Source organism: Bacillus sp. MN7755, from assembly GCF_054771475.1.
Genome location: NZ_BTRL01000012.1, coordinates 265,368 through 279,914, shown reverse-complemented (window position 1 = coordinate 279,914; position 14,547 = coordinate 265,368). Strand labels below are relative to the sequence as shown.

The window sequence follows — 14,547 nt, the reverse complement described above, 5'->3', positions numbered from 1 at the left end:
GGCGTTAACGCGGGATAAAGTGAAACGAATATACATAATGGATTCGTGTTAGCGAATGGTGAGATGAATACATAAAAATGCAGAGCGGTTATTTTAAGCTAAGTTCTCTTAGTGTTCGTTGAAAGATGAACAGACTAGTATGGTTTGGTAGCGGTTACTGAATGGAGAAGGGTTTTCTATAATTGCTCGTTAGATTGAAATAAAGGTAGTGACAACAGATGAGAGTAGTTTCAGGAAAATGTAAAGGGCACCCACTTAAAGCGGTGCCAGGTAATACAACACGTCCAACGACAGATAAAGTAAAAGAATCAATTTTTAATATGATAGGTCCTTATTTTGATGGTGGTACCGCTCTTGATTTATTTGGCGGTAGTGGTGGTCTTGGAATCGAAGCGATAAGTAGAGGGATTGATAAAGCGATCTTTGTTGATCGAGATAATAAAGCGATAAAGGTCATTCATCAAAATTTAGAAAGTTGCAGAATACAGGAACAAGCTGAAGTATATCGAAATGATGCAGAGCGTGCGGTCAAAGCGCTCATAAAGCGTGAAATGTCATTCGACCTTATACTAATAGATCCTCCATATAAAGATCAAAAAATTGTATCTTTAATTAGTGTGATGGATCAACATGGATTGCTACATAGAGATGGATTAATTATGTCAGAGCACGGTAATGATGTGGTTTTACCTGATTCTATAGGTAATCTTGTAAAAGTAAGAGCTGAAAATTATGGGATTACAGCAATATCGATTTATAAGTATGAAGGTGAGGAGACAGAATGACAAGTATAGCTATTTCTTCAGGGAGTTTTGATCCAATTACCCTTGGACATCTGGATATTATTAAAAGGGGAGCGAAAGTGTTTGATGAAGTGTACGTAGTCGTTTTAAACAATTCATCAAAAAAACCGTTCTTTTCGGTTGAAGAACGCCTAGATTTAATTCGTGAAGCAACAAAGGATATCCCGAATGTAAAAGTAGATTCACATAGTGGACTACTAGTGGAGTATGCAAAAATGCGTAATGCAAACGCGATTTTACGTGGGTTGCGAGCGGTTTCTGATTTTGAATATGAGATGCAAATTACTTCTATGAATCGAAAATTAGATGAAAACATTGAAACATTTTTCATTATGACAAACAACCAATATTCATTTTTAAGCTCGAGCATTGTGAAAGAAGTTGCGAGATATGGAGGAAGCGTAGTAGATCTTGTGCCTCCTGTTGTAGAACGTGCTTTAAAAGAAAAGTTTCAAACCCCGTTAAAGTGAACGGGGTTTTTCTTTGTGGCTACGAAAAAATAATAAGATAACATATACATATAAACAAAATAATGTAAATATCGGTCCATAGTGTATAAAAGATGTCCAAATTTCATGCAGTATAGAAGAATGATTCGATAAAAAGACGGGGATATCTTTTTGCATAGGTGAAAAAGAGCTTACTTTTTCATAAAATGGTTTCCAAAATATAAAAGTAAAAATAGGGGCAAGAATACTTTGGATAATTCGTGCGAAAAAATAGGGCTTAAATCGGATATCTGTTTCAGCTAATATGCTAGCAACTTGTGCCTGAATAGAAAGGCCACTAAATGCTAAAATAAAGCTTGTTACCATAGCTTGCTGCAGGAGGGGTGTTTCATTTATTTGACTAATCATTTGGCTTCCGAGAGTCATTTCAAAAATGCCGGATAATATCGGAATACTAAATTCGGTAGTTAGTTGGAAGAATGATAAAATATGTTGCATAATAAAAGAGAGGGCTGCTGTAATATGAAATACAGTAATCATTTTATTTAAAACAGAGAATAAAATAATAAATCCACCAATCATAAGTAGCGTTTGAATAGAAGAAACGATAGCGTCCCCAAGTAATTTTCCTATTGGCCTTTTTTCTTGCATGCGTGTCTCGTGTAGGATTGAAAAAGGGTTTTGAAAAGGGCGTTTTTTAGTAGTATGTTGATCATTCTTGGAAATGTTGTTATTGCCGTAAAAACGCATCAGTAACCCAACGGCAAAGTTACTTAAATAATGTGCAGCAGCTAATACGATTCCTAATTTCGGATTATTGAAAAAACCGATAGAAACAGCTCCAAAAATAAAAAGTGGATTAGATGAGTTTGTAAAAGACACAAGGCGCTCTGCTTCGATTTGTGTTAGTTGATTGCTTTTACGCAGTCTAGCGCTTAATTTGGCGCCAGCAGGGAATCCTGAAGCCATTCCCATTGCCCAAACAAATCCACCTATCCCTGGAACGCGAAAAAGTGGTCGCATGAGTGGTTCTAATATAACGCCTATAAATTTTACAACACCAATACTAATTAGAAGTTCCGCAATGATGAAAAAAGGTAAAAGTGAAGGGAATACAACTTCCCACCATATATTTAACCCTCGAATGGAAGCTTGCAAAGCAGCTTGGGGGTGGAGTACAAGAGAAAAGGTTAAAAACAATGTTGATATGGTAAGGAAAGCCGTTTTCCATTTTTCATACATGTAAGTAAATCCCCCTTTGTCCCAAAAAACGTTCATTTCAGTATACGTGGATACGTAGTGAATTTAGACCATAAGTATGAAAAAGGAATGAAAAAAATTAAAGGGTGAGAAAAATGAAAGAACCGAAAATTGGCTTAGCTCTTGGATCTGGGGGCGCAAAAGGGTTTGCTCATATTGGTGTTATAAAAGTTTTAAGAGAAAATGGTATACCGATTCACATGATTGCAGGAAGTAGTATGGGGGCTTTAGTAGGTACATTTTATGCAGCGAGCTCAAACGTTGAAAGACTGTATAAACTGGCAAATGTTTTTAAGAGGAAATATTATTTAGACTTTACGGTTCCGAAAATGGGATTTATTGCTGGAAAACGTGTCAAAGATATGATTAAAATGTTTACATATAATAAAAATTTAGAAGAGTTAGATATCCCGACGGCTGTTGTGGCTACTGACATCTTGAAGGGGGAAAAAGTAGTTTTTACAAGTGGTCCTGTTGCAGAGGCGGTGAGAGCTAGCATATCTGTACCTGGAGTGTTTGTACCAGAGAAAATAGATGGACGGTTATTGGTGGATGGCGGAGTGATTGATCGTATTCCAGTATCGGTTGTGAAAGAGTTAGGTGCCGATATTGTAATTGCTGTTGATGTATCCCCAATTGAAGTAAATGGAGAGGTTACGTCTATTTATGATGTGATTATGCAGAGTATTGAAATTATGCAACATGAGCTTGTGATGAATCGGCAAATTGCATCTGATTTAATGATGCGACCAGCTGTAGAACAGTTTAGTTCACGTGCTTTTACAAACATTGAAGACATTATTCGAGTTGGAGAGGTAGAAGCAGAAAAACATGTTGCAAATATTTATTTATTAATTGAGCAGTGGAAGGAGAAACATAATGTTTAAGCGTTTTCGGTTTATATATGCAATTTTAATAGGGGTTATATTGGCGATGTTACTTGTTTACGTACGCCTGCCGTATTATGTAACAAAACCAGGAATGGCTGCCAAACTAGAGCCTTACGTTCAAGTTGAGGGGGGAACAAAAGAATCTGGTGATTTTATGCTTGTTACGGTTTCAATGGGACCGGCAAATGTAGTGAATTTAATAGCGGCACAGTTTAATAAATATACACATATTTCGAAAGCGGAAGAAATATTGCAAAAAGGTGAGAGTGATGAAGAATATCAATTCCGCCAAAATTATGCGATGAAAGATTCGCAAAATGCAGCGATCTATAATGCCTATAAACGTGCAAATCGTACTGTTTCTTTTGAAAATCAAGGTGTATTGGTTGCTGGTGTAGCGAAAGGGATGCCGTCAGAAGGAAAGCTTAAACTTGGAGATGTTATCATAGCTGTTGACGGAAAAGCATTTGAAAAAACAGAGCAATTTATTGAATATATGAAAGGGAAAAAAGAAGGAGACACAGTAAATATTGAGTACAAGAGGAATGGAAAACAATTAAAAGAAAATTTAAATGTAAAGACCATTCCAAATGGAAATGGACGTGTTGGTATAGGTGTTTCTATCGTTACGGAAAGAGAATTAGTGGTAGATCCGAAAGTGAAAATTGATTCTCATGAAATAGGCGGACCATCGGCAGGCCTAATGTTTACATTAGAAATATATAATCAACTTGTGGAAGAAGATTTAACAAGAGGGCATGAAATAGCTGGAACAGGTACGATTAATGAAAAAGGAGAAATTGGCCCGATTGGTGGTATTCAGCAAAAAGTAGTTGCCGCAAGTGACGCTGGTGCTGAAGTGTTCTTTGCACCAAATGAAAAAGGTGCGGAGAAATCGAATTATAAAGATGCGCTTGAGGCTGCGAAAGATATTAAAACAAAAATGAAAGTTGTGCCAGTTGATACACTGGATGATGCATTGAAGTATTTGGAAAAAATGGGTGAGAAAAAATAAACCTCTCTGAAAAAGAGAGGTTTTTTTATAGGAATTTTGCAGTTGTTTCATCATAACGAATTGGATGATGTGTTGCATCTTGTTTTAGTAGTTGTGTTCGTAATGGTTCTTGCATGATGGAGAAATATACAGAATTGGCTTTTCGCTCTATGTGTAAAGTAGGATGATCAAATGTTTTTGTATGGGTAAGGATTGGGAGCCCTATTTTTTTCTTGTTTTTTGAAAGGTAAGTTTGTCCTTTTTGTGACATGCCTAGTAGACGAATGTACGGTGCATGCTGTTCTGTATTTGCGCTATGTATTTCTTCTTTTGTTGTATTTGTTAAAATGTGTGTACAAGCTCTTTGTAATCTAGTCCACGTATAACGTTTCGTTTTTAATGCTTCCATGAATGAATGGAAGGAGGAGCTGGTTTGTATTTTTGATAAAATACGATGCTCTAAACCTTCCTCTATTTCATATATATGTCGTAAATCCCCTGGAGACATCGTCATGAGTTTGTATTTAAAAAATGAAAAGTATTGTTCCCAATTATGTAATATACCGTAGTTTTGTTTGTAACTTGCTAAAAGAGAAGCAGTCGCTTTTGGGATAAAAGGCTCAATTTCTGTAAAGGAACTATTTTCGCTAAAAAGTTGTTTGCGAATACTTGTTGCACTTGCAATATGTTGGTCGTTAAATGTTTCATCATGATAATGAGATGCGAATCTTTTTATCGTTTGTGCCTGCATAGAACTATTTTGCATCAGAATTGCTTTCATGTATTGGAAGCCTAAAATATTATTCGGTTGTGACATATCTATGTTTTTTTCAGAAGGTAAAATGTGTAGAAAAGCTTCAGAAGTAGCCTTTGCGTAACTATTACCTGCGTTCATAAATTGCTTTACAAGACGATTAAAAGTCTCTTCTTCAGTTTGTTGCACAGAGATGGTGTTATAAAAATTTTCGATTTGTCCATCTTCACTACCGAAACAAATTTCAGAAACGTGCAGGGCGTTTAAAATAGAAATAGCACCATTTGCAAAGGTTTCAGCCTTTTGTGTTGAAAAGGCATATGGAAGCTCTACAACAAGGTCTACACCGCATGCTAAGGCCATTTTGGTGCGATACCATTTGGATATGAGTGCCGGCTCACCACGCTGCAAAAAAGGGCCACTCATAACAGCGATTGTAATATCAGATTGTGTTAACTTTTTTGTTTGTTGCACATGATAATCATGACCGTTATGAAAAGGGTTATATTCAACAACAATACCACTGGCTTTTATGGGAATCTCTCCTTTCGATGTAGCATCTTTTTGGAAAACGTGATACTCTATATATTATTTACTATGATGACTTCATTATAGTGTAAAGAAAAAACATTGACAAATATAAAATGGCTAGCTATAATTTTGTTTGTTGCCTTGAGGTGATATGATATGAAATGGTCCATCCATCAATTGAATAAATTGAGAAATAAAGGATTGACACTGGATGAGATGGTAGATGTAAGTGAGCTAAAAGAGGTCGAGAAAGATATTCGTGAAATTAATCCTGTTCATGTAACAGGAAGAGTTGATTTTGGCTCCGGCAAGTTTACGTTCCATCTACATATAACTGGAAGCATGGTTTTACCATGTTCTCGCTCTTTAGTAGATGTGACATTACCATTTGACATTAAAACAACTGAGGTGTTCCAAACTTCACAAGAAGAATTTGAAACTGAAGCTGAAATTCATTGTTTAGAAGGAGAAGTACTTGACTTACTGCCCGTAATCAAGGAAAATATACTTTTGGAGATTCCAATGCAAATTTTCAGTGATGATGTTTCTGGTGGAGCACCGATGCAAGGTCAAGACTGGCAAGTGATTTCGGAAGAAAACAAAGAAAAGACTGTTGATCCAAGATTGGCAGGACTTGCGAAGTTTTTTGACAAATAATCGGAAGACTGGTTCAGGCCTTCATATGAAAATAACTATTTCTTTTAAGGAGGTGGGAAGAATGGCTGTACCTTTTAGAAGAACTTCTAAAACAGTAAAAAGAAAGCGTCGTACGCATTTCAAATTATCAGTACCTGGTATGGTAGAGTGCCCAAGCTGTGGTGAAGCGAAATTAGCTCACCGTGTATGTAAAGCATGCGGTACTTACAAAGGTAAAGAAGTAATCAGCAAGTAATTGCGGGAAAATAAACGTAGAAGATATCTTCTACGTTTATTTTTTTTTTGTCTTATTCTTTATTTGTTGTATTCTATCTTTTCTAGTAACTGCATATGCTTAATAAAAAATGCATAGGGAGGACTAGAGAGATGGCGACAACAAGACAAGATGCTTGGACTGATGATGAAGATTTGCTTCTGGCAGAAGTAGTACTCCGGCATATTCAAGAAGGCGGAACGCAATTATCTGCCTTTAAAGAAGTGGGAAGACATTTATCTCGTACACCAGCAGCATGTGGCTTTAGGTGGAATTCTTATGTTAGAAAGCAATACAAAGAACGTATTGAAGAAGCGAAGCAACTGCGTAAAGTAGAAAATTATGAAGTGAAAGAGACGAAGGTATTGGAGCCTACGTCAATTACATTAAATGATGTTATTGATTTCTTGCAAAATTATAAAGATGAAAACTCTTTACTGGTGTTGCAACAGCAAATTGAATCGTTACAAACAGAGAAAGAGCGTCTTTTGGAGCGATTATCAGTATATGAGGAAGAATATAGAACATTGCTCGATTATATCGATCAAAAAAGAAGTGTAATAGTAGCAGAAAGAAATAGTGTTCGGTCAAATGGGAAATTAGAGAAGTTAAAGAAATAAAAAAACAGCTGCTATGTAGCTGTTTTTTTTATTTCTTATGCAGATTCTTCATTTGTAACCGCATTCAAATTTGTTTCTGGTTGCCAAACATAAAAATCACCATCAGGTACTGATATAGGTTGGAAATTTAATTTATCCCAAAAACCAGCTGAATGGATACGTGCGATCGTTTTAATCGGGAATTGTAGCCCCTTCGCATAATTTACAAGCATTTCTCCGAATCCTTGTTTTTGGAAAGTTGGTAACACTTCAAGTTTATAGAGTTCTAGGTAAGTACCTGTAATTTCGAATGGTTCCCCGCCGTTCCTTTTCATATATAAACTCATACGTGCAATTAGTGATCCACCATAATAAATACCGTAAAATGGAGATTCACTATCGTTTTCGATAATGTTTGCTTGTAATTCTTCTAACATGGATAGTTCTTGAGCTCCGCAACCTTTAAATTTTTTAAATTCGTCTAATGTTTTATAATTGATGAGCAAGCGCTCAACTTTTGGGAATCCCATAACATCACATCCTTTTCTTGTCTCGTTGAATGCAGAAAAGTAAAAATATTTATAATTATATTATAACTCATTTTTTTATTTTTATGAAGATGATAGTATATTTCTTTTATTATTTTTTTGAGGATTTGTTAAACTAAGAGTAGAAGCATATTAATAAGTAGTATATACATATTGAAAGATGAGATTGCATTTGTTTAGTAAAGAGCAATGAAGTTGTAAACTGTGTTAATGTAATTTAGGAAGATAAAGTAAAACTTTCATAGGTGGAATTTGTTTGTCCTTAGTTAAATTATTATTCCGCACCAAGTGGACGTTTGCGTGATAAAAAGGGGGAGGGAAAGGGACTTATATATCGTGTTCATATGAGTTCCTTGTGTGAAAATGAAAATCGGAGTTGTGGGACCAGGAGCTATCGGTCTATTGTATGCATTTTATTTACAAAAAAGTAATCAAGATGTTACGTTGTTTACAAGGACAGCTAAACAGGCTGAGGAATTGAATGCAACGGGTATAACTTGTATTAGGGAGGGGAAACGTGAAACGGTATTCCCGCCTGTTTTATCAATAGAAAGCATGCTAGACCAGCAGCTAGATTATATATTTATTGCTGTTAAGCAATATCATATAACTGACATACTACCTTTTGTACGAGGGGAATCCTCATTAATCTTTTTACAAAACGGAATGTCGCACCTTCATGCTATGCAGAAAATAGGGAATGAAAATATTGCAGTTGGAATTGTAGAGCATGGTGCAAAAAAAGAAGAAAGACATACCGTTTATCATACAGGGATAGGTGTAACGAAGTTTGGAATCGTGCACGGCCGGTCTATACATTTTGAAAAAATATTTAATTGCTTTCCTTTTCCTCATTTTCCGATTCGAATAGAAGATGATTGGAAGGATGTTATGCATAAAAAATTAGTAGTTAATGTATGTATCAATCCGTTGACAGCATTATTACAAGTCCAGAACGGAGAGCTGATTACGAACCCATTTTTTCATCGGATGATGGAGCAAGTGTTTCAGGAAGTCGTTTTTCTTGTTAAAGAAGAAAAAGAAATGGTATGGGAAATGGTACGTCACGTATGTGAAAGAACGTCTCATAATACATCGTCTATGCTAGCGGATGTAAGAGCGAATAGACAAACGGAAATTGGTGCGATTGTTGGATATGTATTAGAAGAAGCTAAGAAACAACAACAATCCGTTCCGACACTTCAATTTTTATTCGATGCAATAAAAGGATTAGAAGTAAAAGTATAAGTGTAATTCTTTGCTTTTACGTGAAACATTGACTACAATGTGGATTGGTGAGAGAACAGGATACGAAAGGAAGAATTATATGGAGATAAAAGAAATCTCTGTTCCGCAACAAGGTGTTGTAGCGGACTATATGAACGGTAAAAAAGAGATACAGTCGTGTTTTGATTATATGTTAACAGAAGATGCTTTTAAACAGCGTGTACAAGATTTGCGTGAGAGGGAGTTTTTCCGCCAAGATTTAGTAGCGCATTTATTAGAATATAATACAAAATTACAAGCGGGAGAAGCTACAATTCAAAATGTAAAAGCGCTTGGAGATGAAAATACATATGTTGTTATAGCTGGACAACAAGCCGGGTTATTAACTGGACCACTTTATACAATTCATAAAATTATTTCAGTTTTACAGCTTGCGAGGGAAAAGGAAGAAAGTTTAGGTGTTAAAGTTGTTCCTGTTTTCTGGATTGCTGGTGAAGACCATGATATGGATGAAATTAATCATACTTTTGTAACGAAGAATAAAAAAATAAAAAAGACTATTTTTCATGATCGTAATCCGAAAAAAGCGAGTGCTTCAGAGTCCGAGCTTTCTCTGGAAGACTGTAGAAAGTGGATTGAAGAAATTTTCAAAACATACCCTGAAACGAATTTTACAAAGGATGTACTGCAATTTATTGATGATTCTTTGGGGAAATCGAATACGTATGTAGATTTCTTTGCTCATCTTATTATGCAAATGTTCGTGAATTCTGGTTTAATTCTTGTCGATTCGCATCATCCAGAATTAAGAAAATTAGAATTGCCGTTTTTCAAACAAATTGTAGGTAAGTATAAAGAAGTGCAAGAGGGGCTTCATAACCAACAGGAAGTAATTAAAGAATTAGGATATAAACCGATTATTGAAACGAAGTCTAATGCAGTGCATATATTCATGGAAATTGATGACGAGCGAGTGTTACTTGAAGACGATCAAGGGAAGTTTGTTGGGAAAGATGGAGCGTATTCCTTTTCGTATGAAGAATTGATTGAAGAGATGGAAAGAAGCCCGGAACGTTTTAGTAATAATGTTGTAACGCGCCCTCTTATGCAAGAGTATGTATTCCCTACGCTGGCGTTTATTGGAGGTCCGGGGGAATTAGCTTATTGGAGTGAATTGCAACAAGTCTTCCATACTATCGGTTTCCGAATGCCACCTGTCGTTCCGCGTATTACAATCACTTATATAGAGAGGGATATAGCGACAGATTTACACGATTTACAATTGCAAGAGAGTGATCCGTTTGTAAATAACATAGATAATTTGCGTGAAAACTGGCTATCTAATCAAATAGAGGAACCGATAGATGAACGATTTGTAGAGGCGAAAAAAGAAATAATGGATATTCATGCGTCATTACAACAGTTTGTGAAGAAAATAGATCCGGGGTTAAGTGGGTTTGCAGGGAAAAATGAATTCAAAATTAATGAACAAATTGAGCTGTTGGAAAGAATGTTGAAAAGAAATGTTGAGAAAAAACATGAAGTACAGCTAAATAAATTCCGCCGCATACAATTTGCACTTCGTCCATTAGAAGCGCCGCAAGAGCGAGTGTGGAATGTATGTTACTATTTAAATCAGTTCGGCTTGGATTTCATTGATCGTGTAATGGAAAAAACGTTTTCTTGGGATGGAAAACATCATGTGATAAAACTATAGAATCTTGCTCTTCGGAGCAGGATTTTATTTTTATCTCGTTGAATTTACTGTGAAGTGAAATTTTTCTGAATTATCAATCTGAAAATGGTGAATATCGTAATTATGCAGGATACTTAAATATATGACAAAATAGCACAAAATGTAAACGTATTATTATCTTTTTCGACAGTTTTTTGTTTAAATTCCCGCAAAAGATGATAAAATTTAGTATATAATAAAAGAAAATAGCGATTTGTATAGTATGCTGCCTTTGTAGGCAAGTTAAATGAGTCGTTCTTTCATAGTATGTCGTTCTCTAATCGTGAAATATGCGTTTAGAGGAGGAGATGCATTCAACATAATTAATTGGAAAAAGAGTAGGTGCAACAATGTTTAAACACGTAACAGTGCTTTTGAAGGAAACAGTAGACGGCTTAGATATAAAGCCAGATGGTACATATGTAGATTGTACACTGGGGGGAGGAGGACATAGTTCTTATTTATTATCCCAATTAACTGAAGGTGGAAAATTAATCGCGTTTGATCAAGATGAGATAGCAATTCAAAATGCGAAAGAAAAATTTTCTTCATACGGTGAGCAATTCATAACAGTAAAGAGTAATTTTCGTTATTTATCTGAAAAACTACACGAATTAGGTATAACAGAAGTAGACGGTATTTTATTTGATTTAGGAGTTTCATCTCCACAATTAGATACACCAGAGCGTGGCTTTAGCTATCATCATGATGCACCGTTAGATATGCGAATGGATCAAGATGCCCCATTAACAGCATATGATGTTGTAAATAGCTGGTCATATGAACAACTTGTAAGAATTTTCTTCCAGTATGGTGAAGAGAAATTTTCAAAACAAATAGCAAGAAAAATTGAAGCATATCGTGAGAATAAAGCTATTGAAACGACAGGAGAATTAGTAGAACTAATTAAAGAGGGGATTCCAGCTCCTGCTCGTAGAACGGGCGGACATCCTGCGAAGCGAGTGTTCCAAGCAATCCGTATTGCTGTAAATGATGAATTGAAAGTATTTGAGGAAGCGTTGGAATCTGCAATTGAGATGGTTAAGCCAGGTGGAAGGGTTAGTGTTATAACATTCCATTCTTTAGAAGATCGTATTTGTAAAACAACGTTTAAGAGAAATAGTACAACGCCACAATTGCCGCCAGGATTACCAATTATTCCTGATGAATTTAAACCGAAATTAAAGCTTATTACAAGAAAACCGATTTTACCTTCTGATATAGAGTTAGAAGAAAATAATCGAGCGCGTTCTGCGAAATTGAGAATCGCTGAAAAACGATAAAAAGGGGAGAGAGGTATGAGTAACTTAGCTGTAAAGTACAAACAACAAGCGCAAGAAGAGGTACAGATTCAAACGCCCCCACAGCAGATGGCCCAGCCAAAAGCTAAAGCGAAGATTACAAGAATCGAAAAACTGTTGTATGTAGCGTTTATTGGCTTTTTATTGTATGCCTGTGTAGCGTTTATTGGAAATAAAGCAGGCCTTTATCAAGTTAATGTAGAAGCAGCGACGATAGAACAAAAAATTGTGCAGCAACAAAAAGAAAATCAAGAATTACAGGCTGAAGTAGAGAAGTTAAGTCGTTATGAACGAATCGCTGAAGTTGCAAAAAAACATGGGCTAGAAATTAATGCGAATAATGTGAAAGGCCTCAAATAAGGCAATAGGTGTGAAGGGAAAATGAATAGAAATATGACTAAATTTCATACCAATAAGGGAGCAGGGTATTTTATGATTTTATTCCTCCTGCTCTTTTTGCTGTTATTAGCCCGATTTTTTTACATACAAGCGACAGGAACAGTGCATAATCAGGATTTGAATGAACTTGCTAAGCAAAAACATAGTAAAACAGGAGTACTGGAAGCAAACCGCGGGACGATTTATGATCAAAACGGTCATGTGTTAGCGCAAGATGCAAACTCTTATAAACTTGTAGCGGAACTAAAAGGTGCGAAGCCGGTTGAGAATAAAGAGGACACTGCAAAGAAAATTGCGGGAGTACTCGGAAAAGATGAAGAGAAGATTTTAGCTACATTAAATAAAAAAGATAAAAGTCAAGTCGAATTTGGAACGCTAGGTAAAGATTTGACGAAAGAACAGAAAGAACAAATAGAAGCATTGAAATTACCGGGAATATCTTTTATTACTGAAAATGCAAGAGTGTATCCAAACGGTGATTTTGCATCTTACGTTATAGGTCATGCGAAGCCGAATGAAAAGGGAACCTCGGTAGGTCAATTTGGCTTAGAACAAAGTTTGGATAAATATTTAAGTGCTTCTAACGGGAAAGTAGCTTATACAGGGGATCGTAAGGGTGTATCGCTAGATGGTGGAAAAGTGAACGTAGAGGCACCTAAAAACGGAGATAACGCGTATTTAACGATAGATCAACGTATTCAAAGTTATTTAGAAGATGCGATGAAAGAAGCGAGTAAACATTATGAACCAGAAAATTTAATAGGGATTGTTGCGGATCCAAAAACAGGAAAAATATTAGGGATGTCTAGTAAACCTAGTTATGATCCAAATGATCGTCAAATTGAATATTTCTTCAATGACGCAATTGCAAATGCATTTGAACCTGGATCAACAATGAAAATTTTCACGCTAGCAGCAGCTATTAATGAAGGTGTGTATAAGGGACAAGATTATTATCAGTCTGGTACATATCCTGTCGGGAACCGAAAAATAAAAGATCATAACGGCGGTGCTGGATGGGGATCTATCACGTTTGATGAAGGGGTAGAGCGTTCTTCCAACGTAGCGTTTGCAATTTTAGGGGATCAAAAACTTGGTCCAGAACGTTTCCGGAAATATATTCATAGCTTTGGATTAGATGAAAAAACGAATATTGATTTACCTGGTGAAGGTTCAAATACCATTGTATTCGAGCAGCAAATACAGCAGGTAACAACAGCTTTTGGACAAGGTTCTACTGTAACACCAATTCAGCTTGTACAAGCTGCAACTGCTATTGCAAATGATGGGAAAATGATGAAGCCTTATACAATTGATAAAATTGTAGATCCAATAACAGGAGAAGTAAAATTAGAACATAAGCCAGAAGAAGTGGGAAAACCTGTTACAAAAGAAACAGCAGCGCAAGTAAGACAGTTATTAGAACGCGTTGTTACATCGCCGAAAGGAACAGGAACCGCTTATAAAGTCGATGGATATTCAGTTGGTGGTAAAACGGGGACAGCACAAATTCCGGATGGAAAAGGTGGCTATATGACAGGAAGAGAGAATTATATATTCTCATTCTTAGGGATGGCACCTATGGACGATCCACAACTTGTTGTGTATGTAGCTGTTAAACAGCCAAAATTGAAAGATGATGAGAATGGCGCACAGCCTTTAGCTGATATTTTTAAATATGTAACAAAAAATAGTTTAGAGTATTTAAAGATTAAGCCTAATGAAGTGAAAGATCCGAAGAAATATGTGAAAGAGCAGCAAACTGCTGTTCCGGATGTAACAGAAAAAACGATGGAAGAAGCGAAAAAAGCCATTGAAAAGGCAAAACTTCGTCCAATCGTATTAGGTGAAGGGAAAGTACAGCAACAAGTACCGAAAGCGACTGAGCAAACATTGAAGGGTGACCGAGTTTTCTTAGTAGGAGATAAACCTACAATGCCAAATATACAAGGCTGGGCACTGCGTGATGTTATGAATTTAGCAAAAACATTAAAGCTTAACCTAAAACCTACTGGTACCGGATATGTAACCGAACAAAGTGTGGCAGAAGGAACATTGTTACAACCTGGTACAGAGTTAGGGGTAACACTTGTACCGCCACTTGAACCACAACAAGAAGCAGAAAAACCGTAATGGTAAAAGAGAAG

15 protein-coding genes are annotated in these 14,547 nt (G+C 36.1%); 12 read left to right on the top strand and 3 right to left on the bottom strand.

Annotation, left to right across the window (positions count from 1 at the left end; all coding sequences use genetic code 11):
* Window positions 1-218 precede the first annotated feature (218 nt).
* Window positions 219-785 (top strand): 16S rRNA (guanine(966)-N(2))-methyltransferase RsmD, encoded by a 567-nt coding sequence (rsmD, locus tag ACYVEC_RS13485; protein WP_063221187.1) that lies wholly within the window; start codon window positions 219-221, stop codon window positions 783-785.
* Complete coding sequence (gene coaD, locus ACYVEC_RS13480) at window positions 782-1,273, top strand: pantetheine-phosphate adenylyltransferase (protein ID WP_000200598.1); 492 nt, start codon at window positions 782-784, stop codon at window positions 1,271-1,273. Before rsmD ends, coaD begins: the two co-directional genes overlap by 4 nt.
* On the opposite strand, the gene ylbJ is transcribed toward coaD, so the two are convergent.
* Window positions 1,265-2,494 (bottom strand): sporulation integral membrane protein YlbJ, encoded by a 1,230-nt coding sequence (gene ylbJ, locus ACYVEC_RS13475; protein WP_098555031.1) that lies wholly within the window; start codon window positions 2,492-2,494, stop codon window positions 1,265-1,267. The two genes, coaD and ylbJ, sit on opposite strands and share 9 nt — an antisense overlap.
* A gap of 113 nt (window positions 2,495-2,607) precedes the next feature.
* On the opposite strand from ylbJ, the gene ACYVEC_RS13470 reads away from it, so the two are divergent.
* Both ACYVEC_RS13470 and ACYVEC_RS13465 read left to right on the top strand, forming a co-directional pair.
* On the top strand, window positions 2,608-3,399 hold the full coding sequence (locus tag ACYVEC_RS13470) for a patatin-like phospholipase family protein (protein ID WP_063221185.1): 792 nt from the start codon (window positions 2,608-2,610) through the stop codon (window positions 3,397-3,399).
* Complete coding sequence (locus ACYVEC_RS13465; RefSeq protein WP_063221184.1) at window positions 3,392-4,417, top strand: SepM family pheromone-processing serine protease; 1,026 nt, start codon at window positions 3,392-3,394, stop codon at window positions 4,415-4,417. Before ACYVEC_RS13470 ends, ACYVEC_RS13465 begins: the two co-directional genes overlap by 8 nt.
* Before the next feature lie 25 nt (window positions 4,418-4,442).
* Here the strand turns inward: ACYVEC_RS13465 and ACYVEC_RS13460 are convergent, their stop codons facing one another.
* On the bottom strand, window positions 4,443-5,684 hold the full coding sequence (locus tag ACYVEC_RS13460; RefSeq protein WP_180230790.1) for a nucleotidyltransferase: 1,242 nt from the start codon (window positions 5,682-5,684) through the stop codon (window positions 4,443-4,445).
* A gap of 153 nt (window positions 5,685-5,837) precedes the next feature.
* On the opposite strand from ACYVEC_RS13460, the gene ACYVEC_RS13455 reads away from it, so the two are divergent.
* From ACYVEC_RS13455 to ACYVEC_RS13445, 3 genes are all read left to right on the top strand, one after another.
* Window positions 5,838-6,338: a YceD family protein gene (locus tag ACYVEC_RS13455; RefSeq protein ID WP_000872144.1), complete on the top strand. Its 501-nt coding sequence runs from the start codon at window positions 5,838-5,840 to the stop codon at window positions 6,336-6,338.
* Between the two features lie 61 nt (window positions 6,339-6,399).
* Window positions 6,400-6,573 carry a 50S ribosomal protein L32 gene (gene rpmF / locus ACYVEC_RS13450; RefSeq protein WP_001984764.1) on the top strand — a complete coding sequence of 58 codons (174 nt, stop codon included), beginning with the start codon at window positions 6,400-6,402 and terminating at the stop codon, window positions 6,571-6,573.
* 131 nt (window positions 6,574-6,704) lie between these two features.
* The gene (locus ACYVEC_RS13445; protein ID WP_063221182.1) at window positions 6,705-7,211 is read left to right on the top strand and encodes an RsfA family transcriptional regulator; all 507 of its coding nucleotides are present in this window, start codon (window positions 6,705-6,707) and stop codon (window positions 7,209-7,211) included.
* 35 nt (window positions 7,212-7,246) lie between these two features.
* Here ACYVEC_RS13445 and ACYVEC_RS13440 read toward each other — a convergent pair whose 3' ends face one another.
* Window positions 7,247-7,720 carry an N-acetyltransferase gene (locus tag ACYVEC_RS13440; RefSeq protein ID WP_063221181.1) on the bottom strand — a complete coding sequence of 158 codons (474 nt, stop codon included), beginning with the start codon at window positions 7,718-7,720 and terminating at the stop codon, window positions 7,247-7,249.
* Between the two features lie 375 nt (window positions 7,721-8,095).
* Between ACYVEC_RS13440 and panE the strand changes: the two genes are divergently transcribed.
* The 5 genes from panE (at window position 8,096) to ACYVEC_RS13415 (ending at window position 14,533) form a co-directional block, all read left to right on the top strand.
* Window positions 8,096-8,986 (top strand): 2-dehydropantoate 2-reductase, encoded by an 891-nt coding sequence (gene panE / locus ACYVEC_RS13435; protein WP_080468262.1) that lies wholly within the window; start codon window positions 8,096-8,098, stop codon window positions 8,984-8,986.
* A 79-nt stretch (window positions 8,987-9,065) separates the two neighbouring features.
* Window positions 9,066-10,682 carry a bacillithiol biosynthesis cysteine-adding enzyme BshC gene (bshC, locus tag ACYVEC_RS13430; protein ID WP_098555028.1) on the top strand — a complete coding sequence of 539 codons (1,617 nt, stop codon included), beginning with the start codon at window positions 9,066-9,068 and terminating at the stop codon, window positions 10,680-10,682.
* A 368-nt stretch (window positions 10,683-11,050) separates the two neighbouring features.
* On the top strand, window positions 11,051-11,983 hold the full coding sequence (rsmH, locus tag ACYVEC_RS13425) for a 16S rRNA (cytosine(1402)-N(4))-methyltransferase RsmH (protein ID WP_063221179.1): 933 nt from the start codon (window positions 11,051-11,053) through the stop codon (window positions 11,981-11,983).
* A gap of 15 nt (window positions 11,984-11,998) precedes the next feature.
* Window positions 11,999-12,361, top strand: coding sequence for a cell division protein FtsL (gene ftsL, locus ACYVEC_RS13420; protein WP_063221178.1), 363 nt, complete (start codon window positions 11,999-12,001; stop codon window positions 12,359-12,361).
* 21 nt (window positions 12,362-12,382) lie between these two features.
* Window positions 12,383-14,533, top strand: a complete 2,151-nt coding sequence (locus ACYVEC_RS13415; protein ID WP_080468261.1) for a penicillin-binding protein — start codon at window positions 12,383-12,385, stop codon at window positions 14,531-14,533.
* Window positions 14,534-14,547: the final 14 nt, after the last annotated feature.

Bases quoted from the DNA above. Each gene is read 5' to 3' on its own strand.
- coaD (WP_000200598.1), top strand. From the start codon at position 782: ATGACAAGTATAGCTATTTCTTCAGGGAGTTTTGATCCAATTACCCTT.
- ACYVEC_RS13440 (WP_063221181.1), bottom strand. From the start codon at position 7,720: ATGGGATTCCCAAAAGTTGAGCGCTTGCTCATCAATTATAAAACATTA.
- ACYVEC_RS13415 (WP_080468261.1), top strand. From the start codon at position 12,383: ATGAATAGAAATATGACTAAATTTCATACCAATAAGGGAGCAGGGTAT.
- ACYVEC_RS13445 (WP_063221182.1), top strand. From the start codon at position 6,705: ATGGCGACAACAAGACAAGATGCTTGGACTGATGATGAAGATTTGCTT.
- ACYVEC_RS13470 (WP_063221185.1), top strand. From the start codon at position 2,608: ATGAAAGAACCGAAAATTGGCTTAGCTCTTGGATCTGGGGGCGCAAAA.
- rsmD (WP_063221187.1), top strand. From the start codon at position 219: ATGAGAGTAGTTTCAGGAAAATGTAAAGGGCACCCACTTAAAGCGGTG.
- rpmF (WP_001984764.1), top strand. From the start codon at position 6,400: ATGGCTGTACCTTTTAGAAGAACTTCTAAAACAGTAAAAAGAAAGCGT.
- ACYVEC_RS13455 (WP_000872144.1), top strand. From the start codon at position 5,838: ATGAAATGGTCCATCCATCAATTGAATAAATTGAGAAATAAAGGATTG.
- ACYVEC_RS13465 (WP_063221184.1), top strand. From the start codon at position 3,392: ATGTTTAAGCGTTTTCGGTTTATATATGCAATTTTAATAGGGGTTATA.
- rsmH (WP_063221179.1), top strand. From the start codon at position 11,051: ATGTTTAAACACGTAACAGTGCTTTTGAAGGAAACAGTAGACGGCTTA.
- bshC (WP_098555028.1), top strand. From the start codon at position 9,066: ATGGAGATAAAAGAAATCTCTGTTCCGCAACAAGGTGTTGTAGCGGAC.
- ylbJ (WP_098555031.1), bottom strand. From the start codon at position 2,494: ATGTATGAAAAATGGAAAACGGCTTTCCTTACCATATCAACATTGTTT.
- ftsL (WP_063221178.1), top strand. From the start codon at position 11,999: ATGAGTAACTTAGCTGTAAAGTACAAACAACAAGCGCAAGAAGAGGTA.